Origin of the sequence: Microbacterium sp. NPDC089186 (assembly GCF_040685115.1) — a bacterium.
In the GTDB taxonomy this organism is placed as follows: Bacteria; Actinomycetota; Actinomycetes; order Actinomycetales; family Microbacteriaceae; genus Microbacterium; species Microbacterium galbum.
Map to the genome: position 1 here is coordinate 38,863 of NZ_JBFBHJ010000003.1, position 12,786 is coordinate 51,648.

The window sequence follows — 12,786 nt, forward strand, 5'->3', positions numbered from 1 at the left end:
GCTTACTGTGCCGCCTCGAAGAGTGAGAGCACCTCGACCTGCGGGTCGGTCAGCGTCAGCGTGACGACGGGACGGCCATGAGCCTCCGCCAGTACGCTCGCGTCTCCCGCGGCCTGTGCCTGGATGAGTTGTCCGAACGTGAACGGCCGCCCCGGGATCTCGAGGTCGACATCGGTGCGTTCGATGATCTGGAGGAACACCCCGTTGGCGGGTCCGCCCTTGTGGTACTGCCCGGTGGAGTGCAGGAACCGCGGACCCCATCCGAACGTGGTGGGACGAGCCGTGTCGGCCGCCACCAGCTCGCGGAGCCCCGACAGCTGAGCGAGGTCGAGACGGTTCACGTACGCCTGCACGCTGACGTACCCGTCTGCGGGGACGCGGGCCCAGAGCGCCGCGAGCACGCCGGCGACGGTGCCGCTCTCGGCGAGGGCCGGGTCGGACACGCGCACCTCGACGCCGTCGGCGACGAAGGCCGCGGCGGTGGGGGCGGGCTGCGACTCGAGCAGGCCCCGCGTCGCCTCCTTCGCCGACTCCACGTCGGGCTGGTCGAACGGATCGATGCCCAGGAGGCGGCCGGCGATCGCCGTCGCGTACTCCCACACGACGAACTGCGCGCCCAGCGAGCCGCTGACCAGCACCTCGCCGGTGTGGCGCTCGAAGAGGTGGAACGCATCGGCGTCGTCGACGAAGCGCACGACCTGCAGGTCGTCGGGCTTCGCCTCGAGCTCGGGCGAGACGGGGAGCAGCACGACGGGCAGGATGCCGGTGCCGTCCTTGCCCGTGGACTCGGCGACGAGCTGTTCGATCCAGTCGGGCAGGCCGATGATGTGGCTGCCGTCGGTGACGAGGCCGAGCTTGTCGCGTCGGTGCGCGCCGCCTCCGGCGATGGCCGCCGCGAGCACGAGGGCCGGGTTCTCGGGGGAGTCGATGGCGACCTCGAGGAGGGTCGCGTCGGCTTCGTCGAGCAGATCGTCGATGTCGACGCCGGCGAGACCCGCCGGCACGAGTCCGAAGGCGGTGAGCGCGGAGTATCGTCCGCCGACCTCGGGGTCGGCGAGGAACACGCGGTAGCCGTCGGCGCGGGCCGACTGCTCGAGCGGGGAGCCGGGGTCGGTCACGACCACGATGCGCCCCGCGGGGTCGATACCGACGTCGCGGAAGGCGGCCTCGAAGGCGCGCTTGGCGGAGTCGGTCTCGATCGTCGACCCCGACTTGCTCGATACGACGAGCACCGTCTGCTCGAGTCCGCCCGACTCGGCGTCGCCGTCGATCGCGGCGAGCACCTGGCCGGGGGCCGTGGAGTCGAGGATGACGAGGGGTACGCCGGACGACTGCGCGATGACCTCGGGCGCGAGGGACGATCCGCCCATGCCGGCCAGCACCACCCGGGTCACGCCCTGCGCGACGAGCTCGTCGCGCAGGGCGGTGATCTCGGGCACGAGCGGGCGCGAGACGGAGACCGCCCGCACCCACCCGAGCCGACGAGAGGCCTCGTCTTCGGCAGCCGCGCCCCACAGGCTCGCATCGCCCGCCGTGATGCCCGACGCGATGAGCGACCCGGTCAGACCGGGAAGCTCGGCGTCGACCACCGACTTGACGTGGCCGGTGACCTTGACGGCGAAGCTCACTTGGCGGCCTGGGCGCTTCCGGCGTCGAGGGCGGTCTTGACCGTGTCCTGCAGCTCGTGCCACGACGCGATGAACTTCTCGACGCCCTCGTCCTCGAGCGTCTGCGTGGCGTCGGCCACGTCGACGCCCGCCGCGGCGAGGCGGTCGAACACCTCGTGCGCCTCGGCGTAGGCACCGGTGACGGTGTCTCCGGTGATGACGCCGTGGTCGAACGTGGCCTCGAGCGTCTTCTCGGGCATCGTGTTCACGGTGCCGGGGGCGACGAGTTCGGTCACGTAGAGCGTGTCGGGCAGGGCGGGGTCCTTGACACCCGTCGAGGCCCAGAGGGGACGCTGCACGGTCGCACCGGCATCCAGGAGCTTCTTGGCACGGTCGTCGGAGAACTTCTTCTCGAACAGCTCGTAGGCCAGGCGGGCGTTGGCGATACCGGCCTTGCCCTTCAGCTCGGCGGCCTCATCGGTGCCGATCGCGGCGAGACGCTTGTCGATCTCGGTGTCGACGCGCGACACGAAGAACGACGCCACCGACTGCAGGGTCGTGATGTCGTGGCCGGCGGCCTGCGCCTTCTCGACTCCGGCGAGGTAGGCGTCGATGACCTCTTCGTACCGCTCGAGGCTGAAGATGAGCGTGACGTTGACCGAGATGCCCGCACCGATGACCTCGGTGATCGCCGGCAGGCCGGCCTTGGTCGCGGGGATCTTGATGAGGACGTTCTTGCGGTCGACGCGCGCCGAGAGGTCCTTCGCCTGCGCGACGGTGCCCTCGGTGTCGTGGGCGAGGTCGGGGGAGACCTCGATCGACACGCGACCGTCGACGCCGTTCGTGGCCTCGAAGACGGGCAGGAAGATGTCGCATGCGTCGCGCACGTCGTCGGTGGTGATCGAGAAGATCGCCTCGTCGACGTCGGCGCCCGCCGCGGCGAGCTCCTTGACCTGGCCCTCGTACGCCTCGCCCTTCGAGAGGGCTCCGGCGAAGATGGTCGGGTTGGTCGTGACGCCCGAGACGTTGCGCGACTCGATCAGCTCGGCGAGGTTGCCGGACTGGATGCGCTGACGCGACAGGTCGTCGAGCCAGATGCTGACGCCCTGAGCGGCGAGGTCTGCGGTGGGAGTGCTCATGTGTGTCGGTCCCTCTCGATTACTTCTTCGCCGCGGCGAGCGACTCGCGTGCGGCCTCGACGACATGCTCGGTCGTGATGCCGAACTTCTGGAACAGGGTCTTGTAGTCGGCCGACGCACCGAAGTGGTCGATCGCGACGGAGCGGCCGGCGTCGCCGACGATGCCGGCCCAGCTGAGCGCGGAGCCCGCCTCGACCGAGACGCGCGCCTTCACCGACGACGGCAGCACCGACTCGCGGTAGGCCTCGTCCTGCTCGGCGAACCACTCCAGCGACGGAGCCGACACCACGCGGGCGTGCACGCCCTCGGCGGCGAGCGTCTCGCGCGCCTCGACGGCCAGCTGCACCTCGGAGCCGGTGGCGATGAGGATCACGTCGGGCTCGCCGTTCTTCGCCTCGGCCAGCACGTAGGCGCCCTTGACGGCGCCTTCGGCGGAGGCGAACTCGTCGCCGGATGCCGCGCCCTCGCCGCGGGCGAAGACCGGGATGTTCTGACGGGTCAGGGCGATACCGGCGGGACCGGCGGTGCGGCGCAGCATCTCGAGCCACACGACGGAGGTCTCGTTGGCATCCGCGGGACGCACGAGGGCGAAGTTCGGGATGGCGCGGAGCGTCGCGAGCTGCTCGATCGGCTGGTGCGTGGGGCCGTCCTCGCCGAGCGCGACGGAGTCGTGCGTCCAGACGAAGATCGTCGGGATGTTCATCAGCGCGGCCAGACGCACCGGCGGGCGCATGTAGTCGCTGAAGATGAGGAAGGTGCCGCCGAACGGACGGGTGGGTCCGTGCAGGACGATGCCGTTGAGGATCGCGCCCATGGCGTGCTCGCGGATGCCGAAGTGCAGCACGCGGCCGTAGGGGTCGCCCGACCACTCGTGCGTCGACCACGAGGCGGGGATGAAGGACTTGGCATCCTTGATCGTCGTCAGGTTGGACTCGGCGAGGTCGGCCGAACCGCCCCAGAGCTCGGGGAGCGAGGCGGCGAGGGCGTTGATGACGGTGCCCGAGGCGGCGCGGGTGGAGACGTCCTTGCCGGCCTCGAAGGCGGGCAGCGCCTCGGCGATATCGGCCGGGAGCTCGCGGGCCTGCAGGCGGTCCCACAGCTGCTTGCGCTCGGGGTGGGCGGCGGCCCAGGCGTCGAACTTGTCCTGCCAGGCGGCCTTCTCGGCCTCGCCGCGCTTCACGAGCTCGCGCGTGTGGTCGAGGACGTCGTCGGCGACGGCGAAGTGCTGCTCGGGGTCGAAGCCGAGCACTTCCTTCGTGGCCTTGAGCTCGTCGGCGCCGAGGGCGGAGCCGTGGATCTTGCCGGAGTTCTGCTTGCCGGGCGAGGGCCAACCGATGATCGTCTTGAGGATGATGAGCGAAGGCTTGCTCGTCTCGCCCTTGGCGGCCTCGATCGCGGCGTGCAGCTCGGCGACGTCCTCGACGTACTGACCGGTCTTCTTCCAGTCCACGGTCTGCACGTGCCAGCCGTACGACTCGTAGCGCTTCTGGACGTCCTCGGTGAAGGCGACGTTGGTGTCGTCCTCGATCGAGATCTGGTTGGAGTCGTAGATCGCGATGAGGTTGCCGAGCTCCTGGTGGCCGGCGAGCGAGGAGGCCTCGCTGGTCACGCCCTCCTGGAGGTCGCCGTCGCCGGCGATCACGTAGACGAAGTGGTCGAAGGGGCTCTCACCGGCGGGGGTCTCGGCGTCGAAGAGACCGCGCTCGTAGCGTGCGGCGTAGGCAAAGCCCACCGAGGAGGCCAGACCCTGGCCGAGGGGGCCGGTGGTGATCTCGACGCCGTCGGTGTGTCCGTACTCGGGGTGGCCGGGGGTCAGCGAGCCCCAGGTGCGCAGCGCCTCGAGGTCCTTCAGCTCGAGGCCGAAGCCGCCGAGGTAGAGCTGCACGTACTGGGTGAGCGACGAGTGCCCGGCGGAGAGGATGAAGCGGTCGCGACCGGGCCAGTGGGTGTCGGCCGGGTCGTGGCGCAGCACACGCTGGTACAGCAGGTAGGCGGCGGGGGCCAGCGACATGGCCGTTCCCGGGTGGCCGTTGCCCACCTTCTCGACGGCGTCAGCCGCCAGGATGCGTGCGGTGTCCACCGCGCGCCGATCGATCTCGTCCCATTCGAAGTCCGACAACACGGTGCCTTTCTCGATCCTGCGCCCGATTCACAAACCGACGTCCGCGCTCGTCACCGTAGGAGTGGGAGGGGGGTGGGGTGTCGGCGCGGGGCGCGCGTTCTTCGCCAGCATAGCGAGAACGACCGACGCCGTTGCCGTTCGTGACGGGGGTCGACAGGCGGCCGTGCGTGTGGTGGGGATGGCATAGAATCGTGGGGATTACATACGCGCTACCCCGGGGGACGATGGACATCTCGACGACGTCGCACGTCATTGCGACGACCGATCGCCGCTCCGTCGGACGCACCCTCCGGGCCTACGTCGCTCTGACGAAGCCCCGCGTCCTCGAGCTGCTGCTGGTGACCACCGTTCCGGTGATGATCCTCGCGCAGGGCGGACTGCCGAACCTCTGGCTGATCCTCGCCACCGTGATCGGCGGCTCGCTCAGCGCCGGTTCGGCGGCCGCGTTCAACATGTACCTCGACCGCGACATCGACGCGCACATGCAGCGCACGGTGAACCGACCGCTGGTCACCGGCGAGGTCTCGCCCCGGGGGGCTCTGACGTTCGCCTGGACGCTCGCGGTGTTCTCCACCGTGTGGCTGCTGGTGTTCACCAACCCGCTGGCGGCGGGCCTGTCGGCCGTCGCGATCTTCTTCTACGTCGTGATCTACACGATGATCCTCAAGCGCCGCACCGAGCAGAACATCGTGTGGGGCGGCATCGCGGGGTGCTTCCCGGTGCTCATCGGTTGGTCGGCGGTGACGGGTTCGCTCTCCTGGGCGCCGTTCATCCTGTTCGCGCTGGTGTTCCTGTGGACGCCGCCGCACTACTGGCCGCTGTCGATGAAGTACGCCGCGCAGTACGACGAGGTCGACGTCCCCATGCTGGGCGCCACCCGCAGCGGTTCGCAGGTCGGCCTGCAGGTCATCCTCTACGCCTGGGCGACCGTCGCCTGTTCGCTCCTTCTCATCCCCGTCGCTTCGATGGGCCTGGTGTACAGCGTGTCGGCCCTCGTGTTCGGCGGCTGGTTCATCTACGAGTCGCACCGCCTCTACGCCCGTGCGGTGCGCGGCGGCGAGCCGCGGCCGATGCGCGTCTTCCACGCCTCGATCACCTATCTCACGCTCCTGTTCGTGGCGATCGCGGTCGACCCGCTCCTCCCGTTCTGAGCACGAGTCTTCAGGAAGCGCCCGCCCCGTCTCGGGGCGGGCGCTTCCTCGTGCGGATGCCGGGTCCTCGGCGTCATCCGCCACGTGCGACCTGCGCGCGGCGAGGTCAGAGAGCGGCGGCCACCGAGGTGGTGGCGCCCGTCAGCGGGCGGCTCATCTCGAGGAGCCCGCCGTCGTCGGGCTGCGGCTCCCGCCCGAGGACCCGCAGCTCCTCGACGCGCCCCGTGGGGACGAACCCGTTCCGCGCGTAGTACCGGCGAGCGGGCACGGCGTGCTCGGCCACCCAGAGGCGGAGGACCGTTCCGCGCGAGCCCGCCCAGCGCAGGATCGACTCGAAGAGCGCGTCGGTGACGCCGGCGGCCCTCCCTCGCGCGTCGGGTGTCACGTAGACGCCCGTGAGGACGGGCTCGGGGCCGTGGGCGTCGCCGATCTGCGCGCACATCATCCCGAGCCAGCGTCCCGTCTCGTCGTCTGTCGCCACGACGCTGGTGGTGTCGGGCTGACCGCCGCGTCGGGCTCGCATCCGCCATCCGTCTTCGGGGATGCTCAGCGTCTCGTCGACCGTCGCCGTCCAGGAGACCGGGTTGTCGGTGGCGTTCTCGAGACGGAACGTCCGCAGCTGCGGCCAGTCTTCTTCCCGCGTCGTTCGGAGGGTGAACATGTCTTCAGCGTAGGCACGCTCGTCGGCGCCCCTGGACGCGGAAGCGCCCGCCCCCGAGGGGAGCGGGCGCTTCCGGGACAGCGTCAGCGACGCGTGGCGTCGTCTCCGGTGTCGAGCGTGGGCTCGTCGGGGCGGGCGGCCGCCGCGGCCGCCGGAGGAGCCGTGGCGGTCGACGGGGTCTCGACGTCGGCATCCTCCACCGCGAGGGGCGCAGCGGTCGTGGCCGGCGCGAAGGGGGCGGCGGGAGCGGTGCTGTCGGCGGCGGTCTCGTCGTCGCTGTTCCAGTCGATGGTCTCGATCGCGACGTCGGGGCGACGGGTCAGCGTGGCGGCGGCGCCCAGGGCCAGCACGAGGGCGATGCCGATCGCACCGGCGCCGAGTACGGCGGCGCCGACGACGACCCACGACTGACCGACGTAGACCTGCACGACGGTGGCGTTCGGGTCGTTGAGCACCTGCTCCATCGCATCGATCCCGTTCAGGACGATCGCGAGTCCACCGGCGATGGCGGCCAGGGAGGCGACGACGAGCACCCAGAACGGGATGCTGGTCACCAGGCGGGGGCGGGTCTTCATGGGGAGTACTCCTTGTCGTTCCGGCGCGGGGGCACCGGACTGGCGTTCCCCGACGCGGTGGCATCGGGAATGCCCGGGCTGAACCCGGAACGTCAAGGTTCTCTCACCGGTCCTGGCGGGGCCTAGGGGTCGCCGATGAATGCCCTATGAGCGTATAAGGGGGAGCGGGGCGTCAGGCGCGGGCGTCGGCGGTGGCGCGACCGCTCTCGGCCGAGGCGGCGACGACCGGGGTCTTCAGCCGCAGCACGACGACCGTCATGGTCGCCGCCGCGAGGGCCGCGAGCACCATGTGCGTGCCGACGGCGATCTCGGGGAGGCCGTTGCGCGCCTGGTAGAGGCCCACCGCGATCTGCACGAGTTCGACCGCCAGCAGTGCGGTCGCCCAGCGTCGGACGGGCAGACGGAGGCGCCAGGCGGCGACGACGACGACGAGCGTGAGGGCGAACAGGGCGTATCCGGGCCAGGCGTGCACGTGCTCCAGCACCTGCGCGTCGAAGCCGTTGCGCACCGAGGCCTCGTCGCCGGAGTGGGGACCCGCACCGGTGGTCAGCACCCCGAAGACGATGGTCAGCGCCAGCACGCCGGTGGTCGCGTGCACGAGCCCGGCGAACCAGCGGGGCACCGACAGCGTGCGGGGCCCGGCCGGCTGGTACATGCGCACCAGGAAGGCGGCGCACACGGCCACGAGCACCACCGAGGCGACGTAGTGGAAGCCGACGATGAAGGGGTTCAGGCCCGTGAGCACCGTGATACCGCCCACGACCGCCTGCGCGATGATTCCGCCGAGGACGATCAGCGACAGCACGAACAGGACGCGGCGCTCGTGACGCATGCGCCACACGAGCACGACCACGGCGAGGGCGAGGATGCCGACCAGGCCGGTGAGTGTGCGATTGCCGAACTCGATGATGCCGTGGATGCCCATCTCGGGGGTGTTCACGAGCGAGTCGGGGGTGCAGCGCGGCCACGTGGGGCAGCCCAGGCCCGATCCCGTCAGACGCACGGCCCCGCCGGTGCCGATGATGAGCACCTCGGCGATGAACGACAACCACGCGAACACCTTCACCCGGCGGTCGACCCGCGTGGGCAGCCACGCGCCGAGGCGCTGCAGTACCGCGGGGACGCGGGACGGGGAGGGGGAGGACGGGGCGGAGGGCATGCGTACGGCTTCCTGGCGTCGGGGCCGTCCCGGCGTTCGGGAGAGCGGGACTGCCATGCCGGGAGCGGGTGTTGCCTGTAGAATCGAAGGGTCCGTGTGCAGCGCTCACGCGATCCGCACAACAGACAGTCTAGGCGCGCAGCCAGCGCCTTCGAGCGGGCCCACCAGCGACGAACCTGGGACTTCGACCGGAGTCCGGAATGTCGGGGCGGATGACACCGTTGAGGCCCGAGAAGGAGAGTGATCACCATGTCCGATGTCCTCATCGACCGACCAGAGCTCGAGAGCCTGGGGCAATACGAGTTCGGCTGGCACGACACCGACGCCGCGGGCGCCGTCGCGCAGCGCGGCATCAACGAGGACGTCGTGCGCGGCATCTCCTCGCTGAAGTCCGAGCCGGAGTGGATGCTGAAGACCCGTCTGAAGGGGTTCCAGCTCTTCGGCAAGAAGCCCATGCCGACCTGGGGCGCCGACCTCAGCGACATCGACTTCGACAACATCAAGTACTTCGTGCGCTCGACCGAGAAGCAGGCGCAGTCGTGGGAGGACCTCCCGGAGGAGATCCGCAACACGTACGAGAAGCTCGGCATCCCCGAGGCCGAGCGTCAGCGCCTCGTCGCCGGCGTCGCCGCGCAGTACGAGTCCGAGGTGGTGTACCACCAGATCCGCGAGGACCTCGAGCAGCAGGGTGTCATCTTCATGGACACCGACACGGCGCTGCGTGAGCACCCCGAGTTCTTCGAGGAGTACTTCGGCACGGTCATCCCCGCCGGCGACAACAAGTTCGCGGCGCTGAACACCGCCGTGTGGTCGGGCGGCTCGTTCGTCTACGTCCCCAAGGGCGTGCACGTCGAGATCCCGCTGCAGGCGTACTTCCGCATCAACACCGAGAACATGGGTCAGTTCGAGCGGACGCTGATCATCGCCGACGAGGACAGCTACGTCCACTACATCGAGGGCTGCACCGCCCCGATCTACAAGAGCGACTCGCTGCACTCGGCCGTGGTCGAGATCATCGTGAAGAAGAACGCCCGCGTGCGCTACACGACGATCCAGAACTGGTCGAACAACGTCTACAACCTCGTCACCAAGCGCGCCGTCGCCCACGAGGGCGCGACCATGGAATGGGTCGACGGCAACATCGGCTCCAAGGTGACGATGAAGTACCCCTCCATCTACCTCATGGGCGAGCACGCCAAGGGCGAGACCCTGTCGGTCGCCTTCGCCGGTCCCGGTCAGCACCAGGACGCCGGCGCGAAGATGATCCACATGGCGCCGTACACGCAGTCGTCGATCGTGTCGAAGTCCATCGCCCGCGGTGGCGGTCGCGCCGGTTACCGCGGTGAGGTGCGAGTGGATGCCAATGCGCACCACTCCGCCAACACCGTGCGCTGCGATGCGCTGCTCGTCGACACGATCTCGCGGAGCGACACCTACCCCGCGATCGACATCCGCGTCGACGACGTGCAGCTCGGCCACGAGGCGACCGTCTCGAAGGTCAGCGAGGAGCAGCTGTTCTACCTGCAGTCGCGCGGCCTCCCCGAAGACGAGGCCATGGCGATGATCGTGCGCGGGTTCATCGAGCCCATCGCCCGCGAGCTCCCGATGGAGTACGCGCTCGAACTCAACAAGCTCATCGAGATGGGCATGGAAGGCAGTGTTGGTTAAGTGACGACTGCGACCGAAACTCCCGCAGCCGCCGAGGGTCACATCGACCCGGCAGCCCTCGTGGCATCCGTCGTCCCGGTGCAGACGCGCTCGGAGCGGAAGACCTCGTTCGACCCGGCCGACTTCGGCACCCCCACGGGCCGCGAGGTCAACTGGAAGCTCAGCCCGATCGACCGGCTCGCGCCGCTCTTCGTCGACGAGGCCGGCCCGACCGGCGTCATCACCGTCGACGTCGAGGCGCCGGCCGCGGTCGAGCAGCTGCGCCTCGCCGCGGGCGACGCCCCGCGCGGCGAGCACTTCCGCCCGGAGGACCTCCCTGCCGCCCTCGCGTGGACGCACGAGGCCGAGGCGCCTCTGCTGCGGATCCCCGCGAACGTCGAGCTCGACGAGCCCGTCGTGGTGCGTCTGACCGGCACCGGCGGCCTCGCGCACGCTCATGTCGTCATCGAGGCGCAGCCGAACTCGCGCGGCACCGTCGTGCTGCGACACGAGGGCACCGCGACCCACGCGCAGAACGTCGAGATCATCGTGCGCGACGGAGCCGACCTCACCGTCGTCTCGGTGCAGCGGTGGGACGACGACGCGGTGCACGCGGCATCCCACCAGGCGCGCGTCGACCGCGACGCCAAGCTCACGCACGTCGTGGTGAGCTTCGGCGGCGGCGTCGTGCGCGTGAACCCCTCGGTCGAGCTCTCGGGCCCCGGCGCCGAGGGGCGTCTGTACGGCCTGTCGTTCTCCGACGCCGGTCAGCACCTCGAGTCGCAGGTGTACCTGCACCACAAGGGCCCGCACACCGTCGGCGACGTGCTCTACAAGGGCGCGTTGCAGGGGGAGAGCGCCCGGAGCGTCTGGATCGGCGACGTGCTGATCGGACCGGATGCCACGGGCACCGACTCCTACGAAGCCAACCGCAACCTCGTGCTCACCGACGGCGCGCGCGCGGATTCGATCCCGAACCTCGAGATCGAGACGGGCGACATCCAGGGCGCCGGCCACGCCAGCGCCACGGGTCGTTTCGACGACGAGCAGCTGTTCTACCTGCAGGCCCGTGGCATCGCCGAGGACGAGGCGCGCCGCCTGGTCGTGCTCGGCTTCCTCAGCGAGATCGTGCAGCGCATCGGCATCCCCGAGCTCGAGACCGAGCTCATCGAGGCGATCGAGCACGAGCTGGCCGAGGGGACCGCCGCGTGAGCGCGTCGCGCGTCTGCGCCCTGAGTGATCTCGTGCAGGACGAGGCGCGTCGCGTCGAGATCGACGGCGTCGCGATGGCCGTCGTGCTCGACGGCAACGGCGACGTGCACGCGATCGGAGACGTCTGCACGCACGGCGACATCTCGCTGTCCGACGGTTTCGTCGAGGGCGAGACGCTGGAGTGCTGGGCTCACGGCTCGGCGTTCTCGCTGAAGACCGGCCGTCCGCTGAACCTCCCGGCCTACGAGCCGGTTCCCGTGTACGAGGTCGTGATCGACGGAGACGACGTGCTCATCGATCCGTCCGTCACCAAGGCGACGGCCTGAGCCGCGCCGACACCAGAGACTTTACGAGTAAGGAACACCATGTCTGTCCTCGAGATCCGCGACCTCCACGTGACGGTCGAGACGGAGAACGGTACGACCCCGATCCTCAACGGCGTGACGCTGACCATGCGCACCGGTGAGACCCACGCCATCATGGGCCCCAACGGCTCCGGCAAGTCGACCCTGGCGTACACGATCGCCGGTCACCCCAAGTACACCGTCACGAGCGGCTCGATCACGCTCGACGGTGAGGACGTGCTCGAGATGAGCGTCGACGAGCGCGCTCGCGCCGGTCTCTTCCTGGCGATGCAGTACCCCGTCGAGATCCCCGGCGTCACGGTCACCAACTTCCTGCGCACGGCCAAGACGGCCATCGACGGCGAGGCGCCGGCGATCCGCAGCTGGACCAAGGACGTCAAGGGCGCCATGGAGAACCTGCGCATGGACGCGAAGTTCGCCTCGCGCAACGTCAACGAGGGCTTCTCCGGCGGCGAGAAGAAGCGCCACGAGATCCTCCAGCTCGAGCTGCTCAAGCCGAAGATCGCGGTGCTCGACGAGACCGACTCGGGCCTCGACGTCGACGCGCTGAAGATCGTGTCGGAGGGCGTGAACCGCGCGAAGGAGCAGACCGACCTCGGTGTGCTGCTCATCACGCACTACACGCGCATCCTGCGCTACATCCGTCCCGACTTCGTGCACGTGGTGGTCAAGGGCCGCATCGTCGAAGAGGGCGGCCCCGAGCTCGCCGACCGACTCGAGGAAGAGGGCTACGACCGCTTCCTCGAGGCCGGTACGCCGATCGACGCGTAAGATCGTTACATGACCGCAACCCTCGCTCCCGAGAAGTACGACGAGGTCACCGAGGCCCTGAAAGACGTCATGGACCCCGAACTGGGGATCAACGTCGTCGACCTCGGCCTCATCTACGACCTCGCGTGGGACGACGAGAACGACGCGCTCGTCATCCACATGACCCTCACCTCGGCCGGGTGCCCCCTGACCGACGTGCTCGAAGAGCAGACGGCTCAGGCCCTCGACAACGTGGTGGACCGCTTCCGCATCAACTGGGTGTGGATGCCGCCGTGGGGCCCCGAGCGGATCACCGACGACGGCCGCGACATGATGCGCGCCCTCGGTTTCGCGATCTGAGACCCGACTCTCGAACGCCCATCCCTTCGAGGGTGGGC

At 69.6% G+C, this 12,786-nt stretch carries 12 protein-coding genes; 6 read left to right on the forward strand and 6 right to left on the reverse strand.

Annotated elements, in window-relative coordinates; all coding sequences use genetic code 11:
- Window positions 1–2 precede the first annotated feature (2 nt).
- Genes AB0N82_RS10395 through tkt form a run of 3 tightly spaced genes read right to left on the reverse strand, consistent with a single transcriptional unit; the run spans window position 3 to window position 4,865 of the window.
- Window positions 3–1,628, reverse strand: a complete 1,626-nt coding sequence (locus AB0N82_RS10395; RefSeq protein WP_363391290.1) for a glucose-6-phosphate isomerase — start codon at window positions 1,626–1,628, stop codon at window positions 3–5.
- A complete protein-coding gene (gene tal, locus AB0N82_RS10400) occupies window positions 1,625–2,746 on the reverse strand; it encodes a transaldolase (protein ID WP_363391293.1) in 1,122 nt (373 codons plus the stop codon). The genes AB0N82_RS10395 and tal overlap by 4 nt, the downstream gene beginning before the upstream one ends.
- Before the next feature lie 19 nt (window positions 2,747–2,765).
- Window positions 2,766–4,865 (reverse strand): transketolase, encoded by a 2,100-nt coding sequence (tkt, locus tag AB0N82_RS10405; RefSeq protein ID WP_363392275.1) that lies wholly within the window; start codon window positions 4,863–4,865, stop codon window positions 2,766–2,768.
- Between the two features lie 227 nt (window positions 4,866–5,092).
- Between tkt and AB0N82_RS10410 the strand changes: the two genes are divergently transcribed.
- The gene (locus AB0N82_RS10410; RefSeq protein WP_315995856.1) at window positions 5,093–6,019 is read left to right on the forward strand and encodes a heme o synthase; all 927 of its coding nucleotides are present in this window, start codon (window positions 5,093–5,095) and stop codon (window positions 6,017–6,019) included.
- A gap of 106 nt (window positions 6,020–6,125) precedes the next feature.
- Here AB0N82_RS10410 and AB0N82_RS10415 read toward each other — a convergent pair whose 3' ends face one another.
- The 3 genes from AB0N82_RS10415 to AB0N82_RS10425 all read right to left on the reverse strand — a co-directional run bounded on the left by AB0N82_RS10415 (window position 6,126) and on the right by AB0N82_RS10425 (window position 8,414).
- Complete coding sequence (locus AB0N82_RS10415; RefSeq protein WP_363391296.1) at window positions 6,126–6,680, reverse strand: GNAT family N-acetyltransferase; 555 nt, start codon at window positions 6,678–6,680, stop codon at window positions 6,126–6,128.
- 83 nt (window positions 6,681–6,763) lie between these two features.
- Window positions 6,764–7,255, reverse strand: a complete 492-nt coding sequence (locus AB0N82_RS10420) for a dinucleotide-utilizing enzyme (RefSeq protein ID WP_363391299.1) — start codon at window positions 7,253–7,255, stop codon at window positions 6,764–6,766.
- Window positions 7,256–7,427: 172 nt separating this feature from the next.
- Window positions 7,428–8,414 carry a COX15/CtaA family protein gene (locus AB0N82_RS10425; protein WP_363391302.1) on the reverse strand — a complete coding sequence of 329 codons (987 nt, stop codon included), beginning with the start codon at window positions 8,412–8,414 and terminating at the stop codon, window positions 7,428–7,430.
- Between the two features lie 249 nt (window positions 8,415–8,663).
- Here AB0N82_RS10425 and sufB point away from each other — a divergent pair, with 249 nt between their 5' ends.
- From sufB to AB0N82_RS10450, 5 genes are read left to right on the forward strand one after another with little or no spacing between them, the layout of a single operon-like run.
- Window positions 8,664–10,082, forward strand: a complete 1,419-nt coding sequence (gene sufB / locus AB0N82_RS10430; RefSeq protein ID WP_363391305.1) for a Fe-S cluster assembly protein SufB — start codon at window positions 8,664–8,666, stop codon at window positions 10,080–10,082.
- Entirely contained in the window at window positions 10,083–11,273 is a 1,191-nt protein-coding gene (gene sufD, locus AB0N82_RS10435) for a Fe-S cluster assembly protein SufD (protein WP_363391308.1), read from the forward strand.
- Complete coding sequence (locus AB0N82_RS10440) at window positions 11,270–11,599, forward strand: non-heme iron oxygenase ferredoxin subunit (RefSeq protein WP_363391311.1); 330 nt, start codon at window positions 11,270–11,272, stop codon at window positions 11,597–11,599. Before sufD ends, AB0N82_RS10440 begins: the two co-directional genes overlap by 4 nt.
- A gap of 39 nt (window positions 11,600–11,638) precedes the next feature.
- Window positions 11,639–12,409 carry a Fe-S cluster assembly ATPase SufC gene (gene sufC, locus AB0N82_RS10445; protein ID WP_058625386.1) on the forward strand — a complete coding sequence of 257 codons (771 nt, stop codon included), beginning with the start codon at window positions 11,639–11,641 and terminating at the stop codon, window positions 12,407–12,409.
- A 9-nt stretch (window positions 12,410–12,418) separates the two neighbouring features.
- Window positions 12,419–12,748: a metal-sulfur cluster assembly factor gene (locus AB0N82_RS10450; RefSeq protein WP_013586729.1), complete on the forward strand. Its 330-nt coding sequence runs from the start codon at window positions 12,419–12,421 to the stop codon at window positions 12,746–12,748.
- The last annotated feature ends 38 nt before the right edge of the window (window positions 12,749–12,786 follow it).